Raw genomic sequence first — 22,042 nt, forward strand, 5'->3', positions numbered from 1 at the left:
TCCGGACGAAAAACCGCTGCAAACTTTTCCTGGAATTGCTTTAGCTCAGGCTTCCGATCAACTTTTCCAGCAATTTTGCCAGTGTTTCCCGGTCCTGGCTCGTCAAGCCGCCAAGGATATCATGCTCGTTGGCGACGTGGGCGGTGAGCGCCTCGTCGATGAGTTGGCGGCCTTTTTCCGCTAGTTGCACGACCACGCCACGCCGGTCGCTGGGATGCGGCGCGCGCTGGATCAGGCCGGCCTTCTCCAGCCGGTCGAGCCGGGCGGTCATGGCGCCCGACGTGACCATCGTCGCCTCATAGAGCTCGGTCGGCGTCAGTGCGTAAGGCGCGCCTGAGCGGCGCAGCGTCGCCAGCACGTCGAATTCGCCGTGCTGCAGGCCGAAGCGGGCGAAGACCGGCGCCAGGCGATCGCGTGCGATCAGCGAGGAGGCTTCACTCAACCGCCCGATCACGCCCATCGGCGAGACGTCGAGATCTGGCCGCTCCTTTCGCCACTGTTCGATTGCTCTCGCCGCACGATCCATGTGCTTCACCGCAAAGTATCTTGACATTAAGAATCTTTACACTATCTTATCCTAAGTTCGAATGGCCGCCAAGCGCGACCTCGCAGCGACAGGACCAAGCAGATGAAACTTCTCTGGGAGTCGGCAGCGGGCCTTCTGATCGTCACCGGCGGCTTGCTCGGCATGACGCTCCCCTTCGGCAAGCTTGCGACTGCCGCCGGCGTGCCCGGCATGGTCTGGGCCTTCGTCGTCTCGTTCGGCGCCGGCGGCGTGCTGCTGATCGCGCTGCTGCTGCTTGGCGAGCGCATCCGGCTGACGGCGCGCAAGCTGCGCTATTTCTTCGTCACCGCGGCCGTATCCTACGCTTTTCCCAATCTCTTGATGTTCTCGGCCATTCCGCATCTCGGCGCGGGATACACGGGCATCATGTTCACCCTGTCGCCGGTGATCACGCTGGTGTTCTCGATCCTGCTCGGCGTGCGGCGGCCCAATCTGCTCGGCGTTGCCGGCATTGCCGTCGGCTTTGTCGGCGCCGTGATGGTCGCGCTCACGCGCGGCGAGGCCGGCCAGCCGGCCGATTATTTCTGGGTGGCGATCGGGTTGCTGATCCCGGTCAGCCTCGCCGCCGGCAACATCTACCGCACCGTCGACTGGCCCAAGGATACAGGCCCGATCGAGCTCGCCGTCGGCAGCCATCTGGCGTCGGCGACCTTGCTTCTGCTCGGCATCCTGACGCTGTTCGGCTGGCAAGCGTTTGTTCCGCTCGGCGGCGTGCCGCTGGTGGTCGCCGGCCAAGTCGCGTCGGCATCGGCGATGTTTGCCTTCTTCTTCCGCCTGCAAGCGGTCGGCGGCCCGGTCTATCTCAGCCAGATCGGCTATGTGGCGGCGGCGGTCGGGCTCTTTGCCGGCACGATCTTCCTCGGCGAGCACTATCAGCTGCTGACCTGGCTGGGCGCCGCCATCATCACCGCCGGCGTGTTCATCACGACCAAGGCGCAGAGCCAACCAAGCGCGAGGCTGCAAAGCCAGGCGGCTTAGCGTTCCTAGAGCGGTTCACCGTTTCACGGAAAGGGCGAACCGCTCTATCTCTTTGTTTTTACGCAATTCCGAACGGAAAACTGTTTCACACTTTTCCTGGAATTGCTCTAGTCTCGGCCATCTTTGTCTTCGCCGCCGGGTTCCGGCCGCGGGTGGCGGCGGCGATGGGTGGCGGCGGCGCGCGCGGCCTGTTCATAAATGCCGGTCATCAGCTCCAGCGTGCGCGCGACATCCTCGAGCTTGTCGGCCATCTCAGGAATGCGCTTCACCGCCTCGATGAGCAGGACCGAGCGGATATCGGCATAGCGCTCGGTCACCCGGTGGCCGAGCGGCGTCACTTCATAGGTGACGCCGGATCTGCCGCTGCCGGTACGCGTGATCAGTCCGCCCTTCAAGAGCTTGCGCAGGCTGTACTGGATATTCGGGATGTCGTCGCGGTTGGTCATCTGGGCGAGGTCGCGGACGCTCTTCGGCCGGTCGTTCATTCTGATGATGTGGAGCAGCGCGTTCTCCGGTCCGCTGGCGGAAAACTCGATCACCGTGGCAAGGCATTCGGCCTGCCAGTGACCGAACGCCTCGTAGGAGCGCATCAGCGCGTACTCGACCTCGGTGACGTCGATCTCCAGCGGCGTGCGCGCGAGATGCCAGCCGCGATCGAGCAGTTCTTCCTGCGTTTCCAGTGATTTGCGCCGCTCGTTCATCTGCCCCTCCCTCGCTTGAGCATGCGCCGATCCGGGCGATTGCGTCCACACGAATTTATGATAGACTTTCTATCAAAAATTATAATGAAAAACGGAGGAGAGAACATCACCATGAGCATGCTCGACAAGACCGCGCCCGATGCGCAGCCCTTCTTTCTCGGCACCTTCGCGTCCAACTGTTCCGGCGGCATGACCGTCACCAAGCTTCCCGAGCGTTGGGCCAATTCCTGGGACAACAATCTGCGCCTTGCGCATCTGCTCGATGAAGCCGGCATCGACTTCATGCTGCCGATCGCGCGCTGGATCGGCTATGGCGGCGAGACCAATTTTCACGGCAACGTGCTGGAGACCATCACCTGGGCCGCCGGGCTCTTGGCGCTCACCCGCAACATCACCGTCTTTGCCACCACCCATACGGCGGCAAACCACCCGGTCGTCGTCGCCAAGCAACTGGCCACCATCGACCAGATCAGCGGCGGCCGCATCGGCCTCAACATCGTCGCCGGCTGGAACAAGCCGGAATATGAGGCGCTCGGCCTGACGCTGCCCGACGACCACATCACCCGCTATAGCTATGCGCAGGAGTGGTTCGACATCGTCAAGGCGCTGTGGAGCCGCAGGGAGGCCTTCGACTGGGACGGCACCTGGTTCAAGCTGAAGGATGTCCTGGGCGACCCCCGCCCGTCGGCGCCGCTGCCGATCCTCAACGCGGCCGGTTCGGAGGAGGGGCGCAAATTCGCCGTCCGCAACGCCGATTTCCTGTTCACGCCGGCGATCGACCTTGCGCGCTCCAGGGACGAGATCGCGGCGCTGAAAGAACAGGCCATCGCGGCCGGCAGGAATGTCGATGTGCTGACCTTCGCCCATGTCGTCTGCCGGCCGACGGAAAAGGAAGCAAAGGATTATCTTGAGCATTTCGGTCGCGCCAATGCCGATTGGGCGGCCGTCGACAATCTGGTGCGGCTGCAATTCGCCCATGCGCAGTCGTTTCCGCACGACCTGCTCGCGCTCATTCGCGACCGCATGGCGGCCGGCCATGGCGGCTTTCCGCTCACCGGCACGCCGGAGCAGGTTGCCGATGGCATCACCGCTCTGCACGAGGCCGGCTTCCGAGGCTCGACGCTCTCGTTCGTCGATTATGTCGAGGAGTTCCCCTATTTCCGCGATACCGTGCTGCCTATTCTCGAACAGCGAGGCATCCGCGTCGCGCCAGCCGCGATGCAGTCGGCGGCATAGAGCAATTCCAGGAAAATGCGAACGGTTTTCGTTCGGAATTGCGTAAACACAAAGGGATAGAGTGGTTCCGCGTTCGTTCAAACGATGAGCCGTACCGGCGAAAAGGGAGAAGGCAATGTCCACGACAGAAGGCCCGGTCAGCGTCGCCGACTTCCGCGCCGCCATGCGGCTTATCGTCGGCAATGTCAGCGTGATCACCGCCGGCGTCGGCGACGATCGTTCCGGTCTCGCCGTCATTTCGGTGGTGTCGCTGTCGGCGGAGCCGCCGAAGGTGATCGCCTGCGTCAACCGCTCCTCGTCGACCTGGCCGATCATCGAGCGCTACCGGCATTTCGGCGTCAATTCGCTCGGCCCTCAGCACCAGCGTGTGGCCGAGCGCTTCTCCGGCTTCGGCGGCATCAAGGGCAAGGACCGCTACGACGGCGCCGAATGGACCACGCTCAAAACCGGAGCGGCACTGCTTTCAGACGCCGTGGCCGCCTTCGATTGCAGCCTGGACGAGATGATCGACCGCGGCACGCACTCGATCGTCATCGGGTCGGTCGAAGCGGTGAAGACCCAGGACGCCGGCCAGGCGCTTATCTACTGGCGGGGTGGCTACCGGCCGCTCGACGCCTGAGGGTCTATCGAGATCAGACCGAAGCCTTTTCGGCCAGCACCATGTAGTTGACGTCCATGTCCTTGGACTTCTGCCAGCGGTCGGCCAGCGGATGATAGATGACGCCGGTGCGGTCGATGACGGTGAGGCCCGCCGCGACAAGTGCCTTTGCCAGTTCTTCGGGCCGCACCAGCTTGCCGAACTGATGCGTTCCGCGCGGCAGCCAGCGCAGCACGTACTCGGCGCCGATGATAGCAAGGCCGAGCGCCTTCAGCGTGCGGTTGATGGTGGCGACGAACATGATGCCGCCGGGGCGGACCATCTCACCGCATTTGGCGACGAACAGATCGACATCTGCGACATGCTCGACCACTTCCATGTTGAGGATGACGTCGAATGTCTCGCCGGCATCGGCCAGCGCCTCGGCCGTGGTGGCGCGATAGTCGATGCTGACGCCCGCCTCCGCCGCGTGCAACTTGGCGACCTCGATGTTGGTGGCCGACGCATCGGCGCCGACCACCTCGGCGCCAAGCCGGGCCATCGGCTCGCACAAAAGCCCGCCGCCGCAGCCGATGTCGAGGAAGCGCAGGCCCTCGAAGGGCCTGGCCGCCCGCGGGTCGCGGCCGAAGCGCGCGGCAACCTGGTCGCGGATATAGGCCAGCCGCACCGGGTTGAACTTGTGCAGCGGCCGGAACTTGCCGTTCGGATTCCACCACTCGGCGGCAAGGGCGGAAAAGCGCTCGACTTCTCCGGCATCGATGGTCGATCGGCGGGGCTCTGGCATATAGCGGGTCTCCTCGAACGCTAGGAAGTCGGGCGTGGGGGAGGGAATGTCAAGGCAGGTTTTTTCGGCTGCTGCCACGAGTGGGTTGCGCTTTGAGAGGCAAATCTGGTTAACGCGACAGCGCGACCGCGGCATGGCTCATGGCGACGCTGGCCGGCTCGATCGCTTGCATCGCCTCGCAGTCGCCGATCTCGGCCATGATGCGCTGCGCCGCTGTCTGCGCCTGTTCGAGGCTCTCCCAGCGCACGACATCGATCCAGCTTCCATCCTCTCGCTCGCCGAGATGGCGGCTGAGAAAGCCGGGCTGGCGCGTAAGCCAGTCGGTGACGACGCCGTTGTTGGCGACAAAGCCGGCCGCGGCCTCCGGCTTGAGGCGGAAGCTGACGATTTCCAGCGTCTCGGTCATGAATTCCTCCATGCGGTGCGTTTCCTCGACCTTATCGCATGAGGGCCGCGGGAATCTGTCAAGAGACCTCAAACCAGCAGCGGAATCCCTGTTATCCTGCCATCGCTTGCGAAGCCTTGATGTTTTGGCTAAGGAGGCCGCGCATTTCCGCGGCTCGGCCTTGCCGGGCGCTTCTTTCCGTTCCGGCCTCAAGCCGGCTCAATCAAAGGCATCTCGCTCCCATGGCGCGCATCGTGATGAAATTCGGCGGAACTTCGGTCGCCGACATCGCCCGCATCCGCAATGTGGCGCGCCATGTCAAACGCGAGGTCGATGCCGGCCACGACGTTGCCGTGGTGGTTTCGGCCATGGCCGGCAAGACCAACGAGCTGGTCGCCTGGACGCGCGAGGCCTCGCCGATGCACGATGCGCGCGAATACGACGCCGTCGTCGCCTCCGGCGAGCAGATCACCGCCGGCCTGCTGGCGATCACGCTGCAGAATATGGGCGTGCACGCCCGCTCCTGGCAGGGCTGGCAGATCCCGATCAAGACCGACAACGCCCATGGCGCGGCGCGCATCCTCGATATCGACGGCGCGTTCCTGATCAAGCGCTTCGGCGAGGGCCAGGTGGCGGTCATCGCCGGCTTCCAGGGCATCGGGCCGGACAACCGCATCGCCACGCTCGGCCGCGGCGGCTCCGACACCAGCGCTGTGGCCATCGCGGCGGCGGTCAAGGCCGATCGCTGCGACATCTATACCGATGTCGACGGGGTCTATACAACCGACCCGCGCATCGAGCCGAAAGCCCGCCGGCTGGCCAAGATTTCGTTCGAGGAAATGCTCGAAATGGCCTCGCTCGGCGCCAAGGTGCTGCAGGTGCGGTCGGTCGAGCTTGCCATGGTGCACAGGGTGCGTACCTTTGTGCGGTCGTCCTTCGACGATCCCGACGCGCCCGGAATGGGGGATTTGCTCAATCCGCCCGGAACGCTTATTTGCGACGAGGAAGAGATCGTGGAACAGCAGGTCGTCACCGGAATTGCCTATGCCAAGGACGAAGCGCAGATTTCGCTGCGCCGCGTCGGCGACCGCCCGGGCGTTGCCGCCGGCATCTTCGGCCCGCTGGCCGAGGCCAACATCAATGTCGACATGATCGTCCAGAACATCTCCGAGGACGGTAAGTTCACCGACATGACCTTTACCGTGCCGTCCGGCGATGTCGACAAGGCGCTGGCCGTGCTCGAGCGGCTGAAGGCCGATGTCGGCTACGACGTGGTGCAGTCGGAAGCCGGCATGTCGAAGGTCTCGGTCATCGGCATCGGCATGCGCAGCCATGCCGGCGTCGCCGCCACCGCCTTCAAGGCGCTGGCCGACAAGGCGATCAATATCCGGGCGATCACCACCTCCGAGATCAAAATCTCGATACTGATCGACGGTCCCTATACGGAACTTGCAGTTCGTACTTTGCATTCCGTCTACGGGCTCGATAAGCAATAGCAAGAACTGAGTCAGTTGTTGCGTGAGCGCCGGCCGCGGGAGAAACTGCGGCGGGCACAGTGCCCATTGGAGAAGAAGCCGCGATGCGTGACATGGCCGGTGGCCCGCGCGTTTTGCTGAAACGGCTCCGCGAGCTCATGCAGGAGCCGCTGGAGCCGCAGGAGCGGCTCGACCGCATCGTGCGCGACATCGCCTCCAACATGGTCGCCGAGGTGTGCTCGCTCTATGTGCTGCGCGCCGATTCGGTGCTCGAGCTCTATGCAACCGAGGGTCTGAACCCCAAGGCCGTCCACCTCGCGCAGCTGCGGCTCGGCCAAGGTCTTGTCGGCACCATCGCTGCCAGCGCGCGGCCGCTCAACCTCTCCAACGCGCAAGAGCATCCGGCCTTCGCCTACCTGCCGGAGACGGGCGAGGAGATCTACCATTCCTTCCTCGGCGTTCCGGTTCTGAGGGCGGGGCGCACGCTCGGCGTCCTGGTCGTGCAGAACAAGACGATGCGGCAGTACCGCGAAGACGAGATCGAGGCGCTGGAGACGACGGCGATGGTGATCGCCGAGATGATCGCCACCGGCGATCTCGCCCGCCTCACCCGGCCGGGGCTCGAGCTCGACCTCACCCGTCCGGCAAGCTTCACCGGGCTTTCCTTCAACGAAGGCGTCGGGCTCGGCCATGTCGTGCTGCACGAGCCGCGCATCGTCGTCACCAACCTGTTCAATGAGGACAGCGAGGAGGAGGTCCGCCGCCTCGACCGCTCGCTCGGTTCGCTGAGGCTTTCCATCGACGACATGCTGGAGCGCCGCGACGTCGCTTTCGAGGGCGAGCATCGCGAGGTGCTCGAGGCCTACCGGATGTTCGCCAACGACCGCGGCTGGGTGCGGCGGCTGGAAGAAGCGATCCGCAACGGCCTGACGGCGGAAGCGGCGGTGGAAAAGGTGCAGAGCGACATGCGCGCGCGCATGCTGCACATGACCGACCCTTATCTGCGCGAGCGGATGAGCGATTTCGACGATCTCGCCAACCGGCTCTTGCGCCAGCTGATGGGGCGCGGGCCGGAGGATGTCGCGGCCTCGCTGCCCAAGGACGCCATCATCGTCGCCCGCTCGATGGGTGCCGCCGAACTGCTCGACTATCCGCGCGACAAGCTGCGCGGCCTGGTGCTGGAGGATGGCGCCGCGACCAGCCATGTCGTCATCGTCGCGCGCGCCATGGGCATCCCGGTCGCAGGCCAGGTCAAGGGCGCCGTCTCCATGGCTGAAAACGGCGACGCCATCATCGTCGACGGCGAGGAAGGCACCATCCACCTCAGGCCGCAGTCCGATCTCGAGGCCGCCTATGCCGAAAAGGTCCGCTTCCGGGCGCGGCGGCAGGAGGTCTACCGGGAACTCCGCAAGAAGCCGTCGGTGACCAAGGACGGCGTCCCGGTCGATTTGTTGATGAATGCGGGCTTGGCGGTCGACCTGCCGCAGCTTTCGGAATCGGGGGCAGCCGGCATCGGCCTGTTCCGCACCGAATTGCAGTTCATGGTCGCCTCCACCTTCCCGCGCGCCGAGGCGCAGGAGCGGCTCTATCGTGACGTGCTCGACGCCGCGCGCGGCAAGCCTGTCACCTTCCGCACCATCGATATCGGCGGCGACAAGGTGCTGCCCTATTTCAAGGGCGCGCTGCAGGAAGAGAACCCGGCGCTCGGCTGGCGGGCGATCCGCCTCACGCTCGACCGTCCCGGCCTGCTCAGGACCCAGATCCGCGCGCTGCTCAAGGCCTGCGGCGGGCGTGAGCTGAAGCTGATGCTGCCGATGGTGACCGAGCTATCGGAAATCGCCCAGGCGCGCGAGATCATCGACCGCGAAGTGCGGCATCTGTCGCGCTTCGCGCATCATCTGCCGACCAGCCTCAAGCTCGGGGCGATGCTGGAGGTACCGTCGCTGCTGTTCCAGCTCGACGAGCTGATGAAAGCGGTCGACTTCGTCTCGGTCGGGTCCAACGACCTCTTCCAGTTCGTCATGGCGGTCGACCGGGGCAACACGCAGCTCGCCGACCGTTTCGACACTCTGTCGGCGCCGTTCCTGCGCGTTCTGAAGCAGATCGCCGACGCCGGCGCGCGCAACCACACGCCGGTGACGCTGTGCGGCGAGCTGGCCGGCAAGCCGATCTCGGCCATGGCGCTGATCGGCCTCGGCTTCCGCTCGATCTCGATGTCGCCGGCCTCCATCGGCCCGGTCAAGGCGATGCTGACCGAACTGCCGCTGCGGGAGCTGGAAGCCTTCTTCAAGGACAATCTGATGGCGCCGGCCCAAGGGACGCCGATGCGGGCTCTGCTGCAGGCCTTTGCCGACGACCGCTCCATTCCGCTATAGCATCCGCCATGATCAACCTGCCCCGCGACCGTATGGATCAAGTCGTCAAGCGTTTCGATATGCTCGAAGCGCAGATGTCAGCCGGGCCGTCGGCCGACGCCTATGTCAAGATGGCTTCGGAATATGCCGATATCCAGGAGATGGTGGGCAAGATCCGGGCGCTGCGCGCCGCCGAGCAGGAACAGGCCAATCTCGAAGCAATGCTCGCCGACAAGGCCACCGACGCAGACATGCGGGCGCTGGCCGAGGCCGACCTGCCGGAGGTCGAGGAGCGCATCGAGGCGCTGCAGAAGGACATCCAGATCCTGCTTCTGCCCAAGGATGCCGCCGACGATAGGAACGCCATCCTCGAAATCCGCGCCGGCACCGGCGGCGACGAGGCGGCCTTGTTCGCCGGCGATCTGTTTCGCATGTATGAGCGCTATTCCGCTTCGCGCGGCTGGCGTTTCGAGGTCGTGTCGGCCAGCGAAGGTGAGGTCGGCGGCTACAAGGAAATCATCGCCTCGGTGTCGGGCAAGGGCGTTTTCGCGCATCTGAAGTTCGAATCCGGCGTGCACCGCGTGCAGCGCGTGCCGGAAACGGAGGCCGGCGGGCGCATCCACACCTCGGCGGCCACCGTCGCCGTGCTGCCCGAGGCCGAGGAGGTCGATATCGATATTCGGCCCGAGGATATCCGCATCGATACGATGCGCGCCTCGGGTTCCGGCGGCCAGCACGTCAACACCACCGATTCGGCGGTGCGCATCACCCATCTGCCGACCGGCATCATGGTGGTGCAGGCGGAGAAGTCGCAGCACCAGAACCGGGCGCGCGCCATGCAGATCCTGCGGGCACGGCTTTACGACCTTGAACGCAGCCGCGCGGACGAAGAGCGCTCGGAGTCGCGAAAGTCGCAGGTCGGCTCGGGCGACCGGTCGGAACGCATCCGCACCTATAATTTCCCGCAAGGCCGCGTCACCGATCACCGCATCAACCTCACCCTCTACAAGCTCGAGCGGGTGATGATGGGCGAGCTGGACGAGGTGGTCGACGCGCTGATCGCCGACCATCAGTCGAAGCTGCTTGCCGACATGGGCATTGATGGCTGATGTGCTGCCTGCGACGCTCGGCCCGCTGCTGCGCGCGGCGAGGGCGCGGCTCGCTGCGGCCGGCATTGCCGATCCGGCGATCGATTCCAAGCTGATCGTCGAGCATTTTTCCGAAACCACACGCGCTCAGGCCATCGCGGAGCCGGGCCGAACGGTGGATTCTACGGCGCTTGCGGCCATCGAGGCGGCCCTGAGACGTCGCGTCGCAGGCGAGCCGGTGCACCGCATCCTCGGCTATCGCGAATTCTACGGGCTGCGGCTGTCGCTGTCGCCGGACACGCTGGAGCCGCGTCCGGACACCGAGACGCTGGTCGACGCGGTTCTGCCCTTCGCCAAGGCAACGGCGGAACGCCTTGGCGAATGCCGTATCCTCGATCTCGGCACCGGAACCGGCGCCATCGCGCTGGCGCTGCTCAGCGTCGTTCCCGCCGCGACCGCCACCGGCGTCGATATCTCCCCCGGCGCGCTGGCGACCGCCACGCGAAACGCCGAGGATCTGGGGCTCGGGGGGCGCTTCAACGCCTTGTATTCCAACTGGTTCGAAAAAGTTTCGGGCCGGTACCATGTAATTGCCGCGAACCCACCCTATATACCCAGTCGAGACATTGGAAATCTGCAGGACGAGGTCCGCGATTTCGATCCACGCCGGGCCCTTGATGGCGGTGTGGACGGTCTGATCCCCTACAGGATCATCGCCGGAGAGGCGGAAGGGTTTCTGGAAGCACAGGGCAAGGTAGCGGTCGAGATCGGCTACACGCAAAAAGACGAGGTCACCGCGATCTTCGCGGCAGCCGGCTACAGGCTGGCGGAAGCGCGACGCGATCTCGGCGGAAACGACAGGGTTCTGGTGTTCGAGCGTTGAAGCCCCTGATGCAGTGCGAAAAAACGCTTGGCAACATTAGGGAATGCAGCTAGGTTCCGGCTTGACCGGATGAGACGAAGCAGGCAGTGCTCTTAGCGATTCGGTTTTCCTTGGAAATAGCTGCCTCCTTGCGCAAACGACGCCCATGCTTCGTGCGGGAATCGTCCGGCAAGTGATGTAACCGGAACAGGATGGCACGTGGCGCCAACGCAATCGATGCGGGCGAACGCCGGTGAAAAAACGAAACGGTTGGCTGCATGAGCGCCACCGTTCGCGAACAGTTTTGAAATTTCACATGAAGAGAGTCGAATGAGGCCACAACAGCAGAACAGGCGCATGCGCGGTCGCAACAACAATGGCGGCGGTGGCAACAACAACAACCGCAAGGGGCCAAATCCCCTGACGCGCAACTACGAGAGCAACGGTCCGGACGTGAAGATCCGCGGATCGGCTCAGCAGATCGCCGAAAAATACGCCGCACTCGCCCGTGACGCGCAAAGCTCCGGCGACCGGGTTATGGCGGAGAACTACCTCCAGCACGCCGAACACTACAATCGCATCATTGCCGCCGCCCAGGCGCAGATGCCGATCCAGAACGCCCAGCAGAACCGCGACGATTTCGATGATGACGTCGACGAGGATCGCGACGAGTTCGACACTGCCGGCAATGCCAATGCCGGCGAGGCGCAGGCGGCGAACGGCTCCGGGCCGCAGCCGGTGATCGAAGGCACGCCGGCCGAGCTCGGCTTCAACCAAGAAAGCGGCCGCGACAACAACCGGCGCGACAACAACGGCCGCGACAGGCACCGCGACCGCCGCAACGGCGGCTATGGCCAGTACGGCCAAAATGGCCAGCGTGGCGACAATGGTCAGCGCGATGGGGGCCAGCGCGGCGAGGGCCAGCGTGATGGTGGCCAGCGCGGCGAACATGGCGGCCAGCAGTTCGACCAGAACCGCCGCAGCGAGGCGCAGGCGCAGCCGGAGGCTTCCACCGAAGCTGGCGCCGCGGCTGAGCCGGCTCCGCTGTTCGACAGTTTCTCGCCGGCAGCGCTTGCCGCCCAGGCAGAGCGCAACGAAGCCGCCTCCGACACTGGCGGCGGGCGCCGGCAGAGGCGTCCGCGTCGCGGACGCGGCAGTGCCGAGCAGGGCCATAGCGCCGAGCAGGGCAATGCCGAACAAGGCAATGCCGACCGGACGGACAGCCCTGCCGATGAAGGCAATGCCGTAGACAACAGCAAGGACGCTGTCGTCTCTGCCGCCGAAACGACAAGTGCGGCGTCGGGCGAGAGTGTCGCCAGTGAGCCGACAGGCGGCGCAAACGAACCGGCGGTCGCCGACGCAAATAACTGATCCCGGCAACTGATCCGGGTCTATTTTCAGGCATTCGAACGGCGGAGAGAAATCTCCGCCGTTTTTGTTGTGCGCCCATGGAATAATATGCGGTGGTCGAGTTCCAGACGTCTTGAGGGCCTGTCATTCCCGCACCATATCTCGCCCGAACAGGACTCGGCTCGAATGGGCGGGTCCGTTACCGCAATCTGATCCGGTGCCGCAAAGCGGGCCGGTGATGGAAGGAGACAGATATGAATCTTGAGAAATACTCGGAGCGCGTGCGCGGTTTCATCCAGTCCGCGCAGACTATTGCGCTCTCGCGCAACCACCAGCAATTCACTCCCGAACATATGCTCAAGGTGCTCGTCGATGATGACGAGGGCCTTGCCGCGTCCTTGATCGAGCGCGCCGGCGGCCGTGTTCGCGACGTGAAGCTCGGCGTCGAGGCGGCGCTGGAGGCCATGCCCAAGGTGGAAGGCGGCAACGGCCAGCTCTACCTCGCCCAGCCGCTCGCCAAGGTGTTTTCGACTGCCGAGGAACTGGCCAAGAAGGCCGGCGACAGTTTTGTCACCGTCGAGCGGCTGCTGCAGGCGCTCGCCATGGAGAAGTCGGCCAAGACCGCCGACATCCTGGCCAAGGCCGGCGTGACCGCGCAGGCGCTGAACCAGGTCATCAACGACGTGCGTAAGGGCCGCACCGCCGATTCGGCCAATGCCGAGCAGGGCTACGACGCGCTGAAGAAATACGCCCGCGACCTGACCGCGGACGCCCGCTCGGGCAAGCTCGATCCGGTCATCGGCCGCGACGACGAGATCCGCCGCACCATCCAGGTGCTGTCGCGGCGCACCAAGAACAATCCCGTGCTGATCGGCGAGCCGGGTGTCGGCAAGACGGCGATCGCCGAAGGCCTGGCGCTGCGCATCGTCAATGGCGACGTGCCGGAATCCTTGAAGGACAAGCAGTTGATGGCGCTCGACATGGGCGCGCTGATTGCCGGCGCCAAATATCGCGGCGAGTTCGAGGAGCGGCTGAAAGCCGTGCTCAACGAGGTCACCTCCGCCAACGGCAACATCATCCTGTTCATCGACGAGATGCACACGCTGGTCGGCGCCGGCAAGGCCGACGGCGCGATGGATGCATCGAACCTTTTGAAGCCGGCGCTGGCGCGCGGCGAGCTGCACTGCGTCGGCGCGACCACGCTCGACGAGTACCGTAAGCATGTCGAGAAGGACGCCGCACTTGCCCGCCGCTTCCAGCCCGTCTTCGTCGACGAGCCGACGGTCGAGGATACCGTCTCGATCCTGCGCGGCCTGAAGGAGAAGTACGAGCAGCATCACAAGGTGCGCATCTCCGACTCGGCGCTGGTGTCGGCCGCGACGCTTTCCAACCGCTACATCGCCGACCGCTTCCTGCCGGACAAGGCGATTGACCTGGTCGATGAGGCTGCGTCGCGGCTGAGGATGCAGGTCGATTCCAAGCCCGAGGCGCTGGACGAGATCGACCGCCGCATCATGCAGCTCAAGATCGAGCGCGAGGCGCTGAAGGTCGAGAAGGACGACGCCTCGAAGGATCGGCTGGCGAAGCTGGAGAAGGAACTCACCGACCTCGAGGAGCAGTCGACCGAGCTGACCGCGAAGTGGCAGGCCGAAAAGCAGAAGCTCGGGCTTGCCGCCGACCTGAAGAAGCAGCTCGACGAGATGCGCAACGAACTGGCGATTGCCCAGCGCAAGGGCGAGTTCCAGCGCGCCGGCGAGCTTGCCTATGGCAAGATCCCGGAGTTGGAGAAGAAGCTCAAGGAAGCCGAGGCACAGGACGGCAAGGCCGGCATGGTGGAAGAGGTGGTCACGCCCGATCACGTCGCCCATGTCGTGTCGCGCTGGACCGGCATTCCGGTCGACAAGATGCTTGAGGGACAGCGCGAGAAGCTGCTTCGCATGGAAGACGAGATCGGCAAGCGCGTCGTCGGCCAGGGCGAGGCGGTGCAGGCGGTGTCGAAAGCCGTGCGGCGCGCCCGCGCGGGCCTGCAGGATCCGAACCGGCCGATCGGCTCTTTCATGTTCCTGGGCCCGACCGGCGTCGGCAAGACGGAGCTCACCAAGGCGCTCGCCGCCTTCCTGTTCGACGACGAGAACGCCCTGGTGCGCATCGACATGTCGGAGTTCATGGAGAAGCACTCGGTCGCCCGGCTGATCGGCGCGCCTCCCGGCTATGTCGGCTACGAGGAGGGCGGCGCGCTCACCGAAGCGGTGCGGCGCCGGCCTTATCAGGTCGTGCTGTTCGACGAGATCGAGAAGGCGCATCCGGACGTATTCAACGTGCTGCTGCAGGTGCTCGACGACGGCCGCCTGACCGACGGCCAGGGCCGCACGGTCGACTTCCGCAACACGCTGATCATCATGACCTCAAACCTCGGTGCCGAATATCTGGTCAATCTTCGCGACGATCAGGATGTCGATGCCGTGCGCGACGAGGTGATGAGCGTGGTGAGGGCCTCGTTCCGTCCGGAGTTCCTCAACCGCGTCGACGAGGTGATCCTGTTCCACCGGCTGCGCCGTCAGGACATGGACCGCATCGTCGAGATCCAGCTCAAGCGGCTGGAGAACCTGCTTGTCGACCGCAAGATCGAGCTGTCGCTCGATCACGACGCGATCGAGTGGCTGGCGTCGAAGGGCTACGACCCTGCCTATGGCGCCCGGCCGCTGAAGCGGGTGATGCAGAAGGAACTGCAGGATCCGCTGGCGGAAAAAATCCTGCTCGGCGAAATCCTCGACGGCTCGACCGTCAAGGTCACCGCCGGCTCCGATCGCCTGAACTTCCGCTCGAAGCCAACCGTGGTGGCGGCCGAAGCCGCCGCCTGATCGGCTGGTTAAGGTATGAACGGGAGCGCGTCGCGCCGGATCGGTGCGGCGCGCTCTTGCTTTCCGATAGGGCCATATCGCAAAACCGATACCGATTCTCGGTTATCGGAAAGGGGCGATTCGTGAAGCTCGAGGACTATAACGGCTTCTGCGCCTCGCTGCCCGCCGCGACGCATGTCGTGCAATGGGGCGGCTCCCATGTCTGGAAGGTCGGCGGCAAGGTGTTCGCGATCGGCGGGCATGATCGGGAGAGCCAAGTCTTCGTCACCTTCAAATGCTCCGACATGGCCTTTGACGTGCTGAAGGAACAGCCGGGCTGCCGGCCCGCGCCCTACCTTGCCTCGCGTGGCATGAAATGGATCCAGCGCCAGACAAGCCAGAGCATGGATGATACGGCGCTGAAGGACTATCTGCGCGAAAGCCACCGCCTGGTTATGCTGAAGCTGACGAAACAGGCGCGTAGCGAACTGGGGCTGCGCTGACATTTGGTTTGGGATGATGATGAAACGCCGGAAATCCGCCATCTTCATGCCCGGTTCATATTGGAAATCTTAATTGGATGACTGATTTGCTGGCGAAGGGGTCGCCCGCGAAGGGCCGGAGAGCTTGACCACAATGCTGCGCACCGTCTTTTCCGTTTCGGCACTCGCGGCCGGGCTGGTGTCTTTCGGCGCGCTTGCGGCACCGAGCCCGGATGGCGCGCAGAAGGCGGTTCGGGCCGCCCAATACGGCGCGCTCGTGCTCGCCCAGGACGGCAATATCGACATCTACTACGATGCCAGGGGCAACCGGGTGCTCGTCGATGCCGATACCGGCAAGGTCATCGCCATTCAGCCGCCGCAGACCAGGCTCGACCGCCGGGCGCTTCGCCGCCAGCTGCGGATGCAGGAGCTCGGGCGCGCGCCTGTCGAGGATGACGACCGCTACTATCTCGACAATCCCGACGACATGGCCCGCTTCCGCCGCAAGCAGCTGGAAGAAAACGGCAGGGTCATTCCGCCGCCGGTCGACGAGAACGACCCCTATAACGACAATTCCGTCGATGCCTATCCGCCGGCGCCGAATGACGAGGGTTATGCCACCACCTATCCGGAGGCGCCAAAATCGAACACCATCAAGCGCCAGCCGCTGGACGAGGCATCGATCGATCCGGAGCAGCCTGGCCAGGGCGAAGTGCTGCAAACCAATCCGGACACGCAGGCCGCGCTGCCGCCGGACACCGGCGGCAAGGCCACCGTCGATCCGTCGCTGTCGCTCGGTGTGCGCCAGGACGTGGCCGAGCTTCAGGTGCTGCTCGACCGCGGCGGCGCTTCGCCGGGCGTCATCGACGGCCGCTTCGGCTCGAATGTCGACAAGGCCTTGGCCGCTTACAACCAGATCACCGGCAGCAATTTGAAATCGACCGACGCGGTCGGCATCAAGGCGGCGCTTGCCCAGTCGGGTGGCGACGCCTTCGCGTCCTATACGATCACGCCCGAGGATGCGGCCGGTCCCTATGTCGCTTCGATCCCGGAAGACTACAGCCAGAAGGCCAAGCTCGACCGCATGGGCTACACCTCGGTCACCGAGGCGCTCGCCGAGCGCTTCCATATGGACGAGAATTATCTGAAGTCGATCAACAAGGGGCTCGACTTCAATCGACCCGGCACGATTATCAAGGTCGCCAATTTCGGCAGGCTGGTGTCGACGCCGGTTGCCCGCATCGTCGCCGACAAGGACAAGAAAGAGGTGTTCGCCTATGACGCGGGCGGCAAGCTGGTCGCGGCCTACCCGGCCACCATCGGCTCGGCCGACACGCCGTCGCCCACCGGCATCCATACCGTGTCGCGCATCGCGCTAGACCCCAATTACACCTACAATCCCAACATCAATTTCAAGCAAGGCCAGAACGACAAGATCCTGACCATCCCGCCCGGGCCGAACGGTCCGGTGGGCTCGGTCTGGATCGCGCTGGACAAGCCGACTTACGGCATCCACGGCACCCCCGATCCTTCCAAGATCGGCAAGACCGAAAGCCATGGCTGCGTGCGTCTGACCAACTGGGACGCGCGCGAACTCGCCAAGATCGTGTCGCCAGGCGTCACCGTGGAGTTTGTCGGCGGATCTTCAGCCGATGACTTTGCGCAGCAATGAGCCGCGCGGCGCGGCGGCATAGATCAACTGCACCAGCAGTATGAAGGCGATGCTCGCCAGCGGGGTGATGAGGCAGAGCGCTGCGCCGATCGCCCACAGGATCTGCGCCTTGACGATGCGCTGATAGACGACACGCTTCGTTTTCGCATCGACGTCCGTTGCCAGCATTCCGTTCCTGTCGGCGTACCACCAGCTGGCGAACAGCGTGGCGCCAAGCATCAGAAGGTTCAGCCAGTAGACGAGCACCGCGATCCGGAATTCGAGGAAATCGGCCAGCAGGTCGGTGGAGAACGGCAACAGCGCGATGAAGGCGAGAAAGCATAGATTGAGCGTAGCAAGCCGCCGGTCCGATTTCGCGATCAGGCCATGCTGCGCCTGCTGGCCGAACCAGAAGATGGTCAGCGTCAGGAAGCTCAGCGCATAGGTCAGGAAACGCGGCGCGAGCGCCAGAATAGCTGCAAGCAGCTCGCTCTCCGAATGCACCGCTTCATGCGCCGGCACCCTGATCTCCAGCACGATCAAGGTCAGCGCGATGGCGAAGACGCCGTCGGTTATGCCGACGATACGTCCGCGTCCTTCGGCTGACGGTTCGAGCGGCCGCTTCATGGCTTCCCCCTGGCGCAAGTCCTATCGATCCGGAACCTAGCATGCGACGCTTCGTTTGCATCATGATTGCCATCCCCCTGGCCATGCGGCCAGTGCAACCTGGTTTCAAGAACAGCAATCCTCTGGCTCGTTGTTGCGCACGTGCTGGAGAGCTAAGCAGATATTCATGACGTCCTCGAACGAAGCCACCGCCGATTCGATTTCGACCGCGCAACGCGCGAACGGTACGTTCTGCCCACAGAGGCGGCGCAAGTTCGTGCTGGTAGCAGCAATCCTGGCCTCGGCGCTCGGCTTCATCGACGGTTCGGTTCTGGCGATCGCCATGCCGGCGCTGCGCGTCGATCTCGGCGCCAGCCTGGCGGCAGCGCAGTGGATTTCCAACGCCTATGCGCTGACGCTTTCGGCGCTGATACTGGCAGGGGGCGCTGCCGGCGACCGATTCGGGCTGCGGCGCGCCTTCGTGGCCGGCATCGCGCTTTTCATCGCGGCGTCGCTCGCCTGCGCGCTGGCGCCCAATCCGGCAGTGCTGATCGCATTCCGCGCCATCCAGGGCATCGGCGCCGCCATCATGGTGCCGGGCAGCCTCGCCATCATCGCCAAGGCCTATCCCAAGAAGGAACGCGGCCGGGCGATCGGCATCTGGGCGGCCGCTTCGGCGCTGACGACAGCGCTCGGCCCGGTTCTGGGCGGCTTCGTTCTGTCGACCTTCGGCAACGGCATTTGGCGCGCGATCTTCGCCGTCAACCTGCCGCTCGGCCTGGTTTCGATCTATCTGCTGCTCGCCAAGATTCCGGCCGACCAGCCGACCGAAAAGCGCAGCCTCGATCTCAGAGGCGCCGGGCTCGCCACGATCGCCTTCGGATCGCTGGCCTACGGGCTGACGGCGATGAACGCCGAGGGCGGCGGCATGATGGCCGGGCCGGCGATCGTCGCCGGCGTGGTGCTGCTTTTCGTCTTCATCCTTTACGAGCGCTGGCAGCGCGAGCCGATGATCGATCTCGGCCTGTTTCGCATCGGCGCTTTCGCCGGCGCGAATCTCGCGACCTTCTTCCTCTATTTCGCACTGTCGGCGAACCTCTTCTACCTGCCGATGGTTCTGATCGCCGGCTGGGGACTGAGCTCGGCCGAGGTCGGCTTCATCTTCCTGCCGCTGTCGGCATTGATCGCGCTGCTGTCGGGGCCGGTCGGCCAGTGGTCTGACAAGATCGGCCCGCGCCTGCCGATCGCCGCCGGCAGTTTTGTGGTCGCCATCGCCTTTGCCGGCATGGCCCTGCTCGCCCATGCCGGCATCCATAATTTCTGGACCGGGACCTTCCCGCTGATGGCCTTGATGGGGCTCGGCATGGCGCTCGTGGTGTCGCCCTTGTCGACCGCGATCATGACTTCCGTCGAGGACAAGGACACGGGCGCGGCGTCGGGCATCAACAACGCCGTCTCGCGTATCGGCGGGCTGATCGCGGTGGCGGCGATGGGCTCGCTCGCCGCTTTCGTATATGCGCGATTGACCGGCAGTCCTGCCGGCATGCCCGGTTTCGGCGAGCCGCCCACGGCAGGGCTCGCGGCCAATCTCGATCAATTGAGGGTCGCGGCAAGCGATTCGGCTTTCGCCGCGGTTGCCGCCGTCACGACGCTGCTTTGCCTGCTGTCGTCGATCGTCGCCTGGTTCACCGTGCCTGGCCAAGCGCTGCCCTAGCCGCAGCAAAAGGCGGTTCACAAAATTAATTGGGAAGCTGCGAATCGGTCTTGGCGCTGGCGACCTTCAGCGAATTTCCGTCTTCCTGCTTGAGCAGGTCATCGATACGCTCGCGCTCTTTCTTGAAGGCGACGAGGTCGTCGCCCTTCAGCACCTTGCCGACCGGCAGGCGCACGCGCATCGAATCGACCTTGGTGCCGTTGACGATCAGCTCGTAATGAAGATGCGGGCCGGTTGAGAGGCCGGTCTGGCCGAGATAGCCGATCACCTGGCCCTGCCGGACATGGACGCCGGGCTCGATGCCTTTGGCGAAAGCGCTCTGGTGATTGTAGGAGGTCTCGTAGCCATTGGCGTGGCGGATAATGATCTGCTTGCCGTAGCCGCCGGCCCAGCCGGCCTTCTCGACGACGCCGTTGCCGGCGGCGATGATCGGCGACCCGATCGGTGCGGCCCAGTCGGTGCCGGTATGCATGCGGACATAGCCGAGAATCGGGTGCCGCCGCGCGCCGAAGCCGGAGGTGAAGCGGCCGTTGGGCAGCGGGTTGCGCAGCAGGAACTGCTTGGCGCTCGAGCCGTTCTCGTCGAAATAGTCGGTACTGCCGTCCTGCAACTGGAAGCGATAGAAGTTGCGCGTCTGGCCGCCGAAGGTGGCCGAGACGTAGAGGAGATCGGAATTGTCTGAGGTCTGGTCGTCGCCGTCGGGCTGCGAGAAGAGGACCTCGAGGCGGTCGGACGGCGAAAGCCGCGATTGGAAATCGACGTCGGAAGCAAGAAGCTTGATCAGCTTCTGGGTCATCGCTTTCGACATGCCGTAGGAATAGGCGGTACGGTAGATGCCGTCATAGACGTTGGGCAGGTTGCCGCGCACCACCACCGGCTGCGAATCGTCGAATGCCGTCAGCAATTCGGGATTGGGCTCCGGCTCCTGCGCCGGCACGAACTGTCCGCGATCGTCGAGCGCGATGGTGACGATATGGGTGGTGCGGTCGTAAACGCTGGTGCGGACCACCTTGGCGATATCGCCGCGCACCTCGAGGCCGACCCGCAGCACCGTCCCGGCCTTCAGCGCCGTCGCGTTGAGCAATTTGCCGATCGCTTCCGACATGCCAGTGGCGTCATCGCCGGTATAGCCCGAATCGGCGAAAGCCTCGGCTATGTCCGTATCGCTGGTGAAAGGGATGATTTCCTCGGCAAAGGCCGGCACCTGGTCGTCCGGCGTGGCGCGTGGCGCCACCGAGACGTTCTCCGGCGTGATCTTGACGTCGTAGGAGCCGGCCATGCTCTCGGCGAAGGCGTCGCCGAATCGCTGCGGATCGACATAATGAAGCGCCGCCACCTGGACGGCGCCGTCACTCAAGCCGTTGCCGGCCTCGCGCACCACCTTTTCCACCTCATCGGCGGAGAGGTCGCTCTTTTCGTCGAAGGACGCCGTCTCGATCGGGAAGTCGACGGTCTTCAGGCTCATCTCGCTTTCGACCTTGGCACCGTAGATCTGGCCGGCGACCGCGGCGGCGGAAGCCGGCTGGGCATTGTCGTCGCCGTCGTCGCCAAACACCTGCATCGGGTCGAATGGCGGGTAGGGGCGGCTGGTGGTGTGGCCGGCCGCGAGCGCCATCTTGATCTGCACGAACGGCATGGTGTGGATAACGTCGCGGTCGCCGACCTTGGTGACCATCGACACTTCCATGCGCCGGCGGTCCTTGGCCCTGGCGATCTGGCGCGGCGCGACCAGCCTGGTGGTCTTGGCCTGCTCGCCGGAATCGTCGCCGCCGCTGGCGAGGTTGATGAGTTCGGCGATTTCCGGCGGCGTCGCCAGCTGCTGGCGTCCGTCAAGTGCCGCGAACAAGGCCACGCCCATCAGCACGCTCGAGGTCACGCCGGTCAGGAAGGTGCCCGAAAGCCAACGCGCCGAGACTTCGCGGCGGTCAGGCGGACCGCTGCGGCCGTCTGCGATCAGCGGCGGCTCGTTGCCGAGTTCGGCTATGACATCTTCCGCGTCTGGCATCCAGAAAGGCTGCTTCTTCCCCGGGCGAAACGGCTTGTCGTTGTTCGTTGTGGCCATGACATTTGCCTGTCGCGGCCGTTGAAGTCAAACGAAGCGGCAAGCCGGGGCCGATATCCCCACTCACACGTCTCTTACGAACGGTGCTCTGGTCGTCTGTAGTCGAGGCTTTCACGCGTATGCGCGCGCTTCCTTCTATCTATGTCCCGGTGTTCTATCTATGTCCCGGTGTTGAACCTCAATGCGGCGGCAATAGGGCTCGCTGTGGACGGCCTTGGGGCGGCTGCCGCGAGGGCAGTCGGCTGCGAAAAAAATAGCCGCCGAAAAATTTGTCGCAAAAAATTCAAAAAAGTTCGAAATCGGTGTTGACG

The 22,042-nt window shown here is 64.4% G+C and carries 18 protein-coding genes; 12 read left to right on the plus strand and 6 right to left on the minus strand.

Features of this window, described 5'->3' with window-relative positions; all coding sequences use genetic code 11:
• Nucleotides 1-40: 40 nt before the first annotated feature.
• Nucleotides 41-526 carry a MarR family winged helix-turn-helix transcriptional regulator gene (locus tag AC4FWB_RS09145; RefSeq protein WP_491025891.1) on the minus strand — a complete coding sequence of 162 codons (486 nt, stop codon included), beginning with the start codon at nt 524-526 and terminating at the stop codon, nt 41-43.
• 102 nt (nt 527-628) lie between these two features.
• On the opposite strand from AC4FWB_RS09145, the gene AC4FWB_RS09150 reads away from it, so the two are divergent.
• Nucleotides 629-1,543, plus strand: a complete 915-nt coding sequence (locus tag AC4FWB_RS09150) for a DMT family transporter (RefSeq protein WP_491025675.1) — start codon at nt 629-631, stop codon at nt 1,541-1,543.
• A gap of 107 nt (nt 1,544-1,650) precedes the next feature.
• Here the strand turns inward: AC4FWB_RS09150 and AC4FWB_RS09155 are convergent, their stop codons facing one another.
• Entirely contained in the window at nt 1,651-2,244 is a 594-nt protein-coding gene (locus AC4FWB_RS09155) for a winged helix DNA-binding protein (protein WP_491025676.1), read from the minus strand.
• A 111-nt stretch (nt 2,245-2,355) separates the two neighbouring features.
• On the opposite strand from AC4FWB_RS09155, the gene AC4FWB_RS09160 reads away from it, so the two are divergent.
• Together AC4FWB_RS09160 and AC4FWB_RS09165 are read left to right on the plus strand one after the other, a co-directional pair.
• On the plus strand, nt 2,356-3,480 hold the full coding sequence (locus tag AC4FWB_RS09160; protein ID WP_491025678.1) for an LLM class flavin-dependent oxidoreductase: 1,125 nt from the start codon (nt 2,356-2,358) through the stop codon (nt 3,478-3,480).
• 115 nt (nt 3,481-3,595) lie between these two features.
• Entirely contained in the window at nt 3,596-4,099 is a 504-nt protein-coding gene (locus AC4FWB_RS09165) for a flavin reductase family protein (protein ID WP_491025679.1), read from the plus strand.
• A 13-nt stretch (nt 4,100-4,112) separates the two neighbouring features.
• Here AC4FWB_RS09165 and ubiG read toward each other — a convergent pair whose 3' ends face one another.
• Both ubiG and AC4FWB_RS09175 read right to left on the minus strand, forming a co-directional pair.
• Entirely contained in the window at nt 4,113-4,862 is a 750-nt protein-coding gene (gene ubiG, locus AC4FWB_RS09170) for a bifunctional 2-polyprenyl-6-hydroxyphenol methylase/3-demethylubiquinol 3-O-methyltransferase UbiG (protein ID WP_059187918.1), read from the minus strand.
• A 109-nt stretch (nt 4,863-4,971) separates the two neighbouring features.
• Nucleotides 4,972-5,268, minus strand: coding sequence for an antibiotic biosynthesis monooxygenase family protein (locus tag AC4FWB_RS09175; protein ID WP_491025682.1), 297 nt, complete (start codon nt 5,266-5,268; stop codon nt 4,972-4,974).
• 221 nt (nt 5,269-5,489) lie between these two features.
• Between AC4FWB_RS09175 and AC4FWB_RS09180 the strand changes: the two genes are divergently transcribed.
• The 8 genes from AC4FWB_RS09180 (at nt 5,490) to AC4FWB_RS09215 (ending at nt 17,370) form a co-directional block, all read left to right on the plus strand.
• Nucleotides 5,490-6,743: an aspartate kinase gene (locus tag AC4FWB_RS09180; protein ID WP_491025684.1), complete on the plus strand. Its 1,254-nt coding sequence runs from the start codon at nt 5,490-5,492 to the stop codon at nt 6,741-6,743.
• Between the two features lie 83 nt (nt 6,744-6,826).
• Nucleotides 6,827-9,097: a phosphoenolpyruvate--protein phosphotransferase gene (gene ptsP, locus AC4FWB_RS09185; RefSeq protein ID WP_491025685.1), complete on the plus strand. Its 2,271-nt coding sequence runs from the start codon at nt 6,827-6,829 to the stop codon at nt 9,095-9,097.
• A gap of 8 nt (nt 9,098-9,105) precedes the next feature.
• Nucleotides 9,106-10,185, plus strand: coding sequence for a peptide chain release factor 1 (gene prfA / locus AC4FWB_RS09190; RefSeq protein WP_491025686.1), 1,080 nt, complete (start codon nt 9,106-9,108; stop codon nt 10,183-10,185).
• Nucleotides 10,178-11,047: a peptide chain release factor N(5)-glutamine methyltransferase gene (gene prmC, locus AC4FWB_RS09195; protein WP_491025687.1), complete on the plus strand. Its 870-nt coding sequence runs from the start codon at nt 10,178-10,180 to the stop codon at nt 11,045-11,047. The genes prfA and prmC overlap by 8 nt, the downstream gene beginning before the upstream one ends.
• 309 nt (nt 11,048-11,356) lie before the next feature.
• Nucleotides 11,357-12,397: a DUF4167 domain-containing protein gene (locus tag AC4FWB_RS09200; protein ID WP_491025688.1), complete on the plus strand. Its 1,041-nt coding sequence runs from the start codon at nt 11,357-11,359 to the stop codon at nt 12,395-12,397.
• A gap of 233 nt (nt 12,398-12,630) precedes the next feature.
• Nucleotides 12,631-15,237: an ATP-dependent chaperone ClpB gene (clpB, locus tag AC4FWB_RS09205; protein WP_491025689.1), complete on the plus strand. Its 2,607-nt coding sequence runs from the start codon at nt 12,631-12,633 to the stop codon at nt 15,235-15,237.
• 122 nt (nt 15,238-15,359) lie between these two features.
• Entirely contained in the window at nt 15,360-15,719 is a 360-nt protein-coding gene (locus AC4FWB_RS09210; protein WP_491025691.1) for an MmcQ/YjbR family DNA-binding protein, read from the plus strand.
• Between the two features lie 133 nt (nt 15,720-15,852).
• Nucleotides 15,853-17,370 carry a L,D-transpeptidase family protein gene (locus AC4FWB_RS09215; RefSeq protein ID WP_491025692.1) on the plus strand — a complete coding sequence of 506 codons (1,518 nt, stop codon included), beginning with the start codon at nt 15,853-15,855 and terminating at the stop codon, nt 17,368-17,370.
• Here AC4FWB_RS09215 and AC4FWB_RS09220 read toward each other — a convergent pair.
• Nucleotides 17,344-17,976, minus strand: coding sequence for a TMEM175 family protein (locus AC4FWB_RS09220; RefSeq protein WP_491025694.1), 633 nt, complete (start codon nt 17,974-17,976; stop codon nt 17,344-17,346). The genes AC4FWB_RS09215 and AC4FWB_RS09220 overlap by 27 nt on opposite strands.
• A gap of 166 nt (nt 17,977-18,142) precedes the next feature.
• On the opposite strand from AC4FWB_RS09220, the gene AC4FWB_RS09225 reads away from it, so the two are divergent.
• Nucleotides 18,143-19,669 (plus strand): MFS transporter, encoded by a 1,527-nt coding sequence (locus AC4FWB_RS09225; protein ID WP_491025695.1) that lies wholly within the window; start codon nt 18,143-18,145, stop codon nt 19,667-19,669.
• A 25-nt stretch (nt 19,670-19,694) separates the two neighbouring features.
• Here the strand turns inward: AC4FWB_RS09225 and AC4FWB_RS09230 are convergent, their stop codons facing one another.
• Nucleotides 19,695-21,674: a M23 family metallopeptidase gene (locus AC4FWB_RS09230; RefSeq protein WP_491025892.1), complete on the minus strand. Its 1,980-nt coding sequence runs from the start codon at nt 21,672-21,674 to the stop codon at nt 19,695-19,697.
• Nucleotides 21,675-22,042: the final 368 nt, after the last annotated feature.

The sequence above is a fragment of the Mesorhizobium sp. LEGMi-168a genome (genome assembly GCF_058312955.1).

What these genes read in the sequence shown, in the direction of transcription:
- prfA (WP_491025686.1), top strand. Translation starts at nt 9,106, where the DNA reads ATGATCAACCTGCCCCGCGACCGTATGGATCAAGTCGTCAAGCGTTTC.
- AC4FWB_RS09160 (WP_491025678.1), top strand. Translation starts at nt 2,356, where the DNA reads ATGAGCATGCTCGACAAGACCGCGCCCGATGCGCAGCCCTTCTTTCTC.
- AC4FWB_RS09215 (WP_491025692.1), top strand. Translation starts at nt 15,853, where the DNA reads ATGCTGCGCACCGTCTTTTCCGTTTCGGCACTCGCGGCCGGGCTGGTG.
- ptsP (WP_491025685.1), top strand. Translation starts at nt 6,827, where the DNA reads ATGCGTGACATGGCCGGTGGCCCGCGCGTTTTGCTGAAACGGCTCCGC.
- AC4FWB_RS09220 (WP_491025694.1), bottom strand. Translation starts at nt 17,976, where the DNA reads ATGAAGCGGCCGCTCGAACCGTCAGCCGAAGGACGCGGACGTATCGTC.
- AC4FWB_RS09165 (WP_491025679.1), top strand. Translation starts at nt 3,596, where the DNA reads ATGTCCACGACAGAAGGCCCGGTCAGCGTCGCCGACTTCCGCGCCGCC.
- AC4FWB_RS09225 (WP_491025695.1), top strand. Translation starts at nt 18,143, where the DNA reads ATGACGTCCTCGAACGAAGCCACCGCCGATTCGATTTCGACCGCGCAA.
- clpB (WP_491025689.1), top strand. Translation starts at nt 12,631, where the DNA reads ATGAATCTTGAGAAATACTCGGAGCGCGTGCGCGGTTTCATCCAGTCC.
- AC4FWB_RS09145 (WP_491025891.1), bottom strand. Translation starts at nt 526, where the DNA reads ATGGATCGTGCGGCGAGAGCAATCGAACAGTGGCGAAAGGAGCGGCCA.
- AC4FWB_RS09150 (WP_491025675.1), top strand. Translation starts at nt 629, where the DNA reads ATGAAACTTCTCTGGGAGTCGGCAGCGGGCCTTCTGATCGTCACCGGC.
- prmC (WP_491025687.1), top strand. Translation starts at nt 10,178, where the DNA reads ATGGCTGATGTGCTGCCTGCGACGCTCGGCCCGCTGCTGCGCGCGGCG.
- AC4FWB_RS09175 (WP_491025682.1), bottom strand. Translation starts at nt 5,268, where the DNA reads ATGACCGAGACGCTGGAAATCGTCAGCTTCCGCCTCAAGCCGGAGGCC.
- AC4FWB_RS09155 (WP_491025676.1), bottom strand. Translation starts at nt 2,244, where the DNA reads ATGAACGAGCGGCGCAAATCACTGGAAACGCAGGAAGAACTGCTCGAT.
- AC4FWB_RS09180 (WP_491025684.1), top strand. Translation starts at nt 5,490, where the DNA reads ATGGCGCGCATCGTGATGAAATTCGGCGGAACTTCGGTCGCCGACATC.
- AC4FWB_RS09230 (WP_491025892.1), bottom strand. Translation starts at nt 21,674, where the DNA reads ATGCCAGACGCGGAAGATGTCATAGCCGAACTCGGCAACGAGCCGCCG.
- AC4FWB_RS09200 (WP_491025688.1), top strand. Translation starts at nt 11,357, where the DNA reads ATGAGGCCACAACAGCAGAACAGGCGCATGCGCGGTCGCAACAACAAT.
- ubiG (WP_059187918.1), bottom strand. Translation starts at nt 4,862, where the DNA reads ATGCCAGAGCCCCGCCGATCGACCATCGATGCCGGAGAAGTCGAGCGC.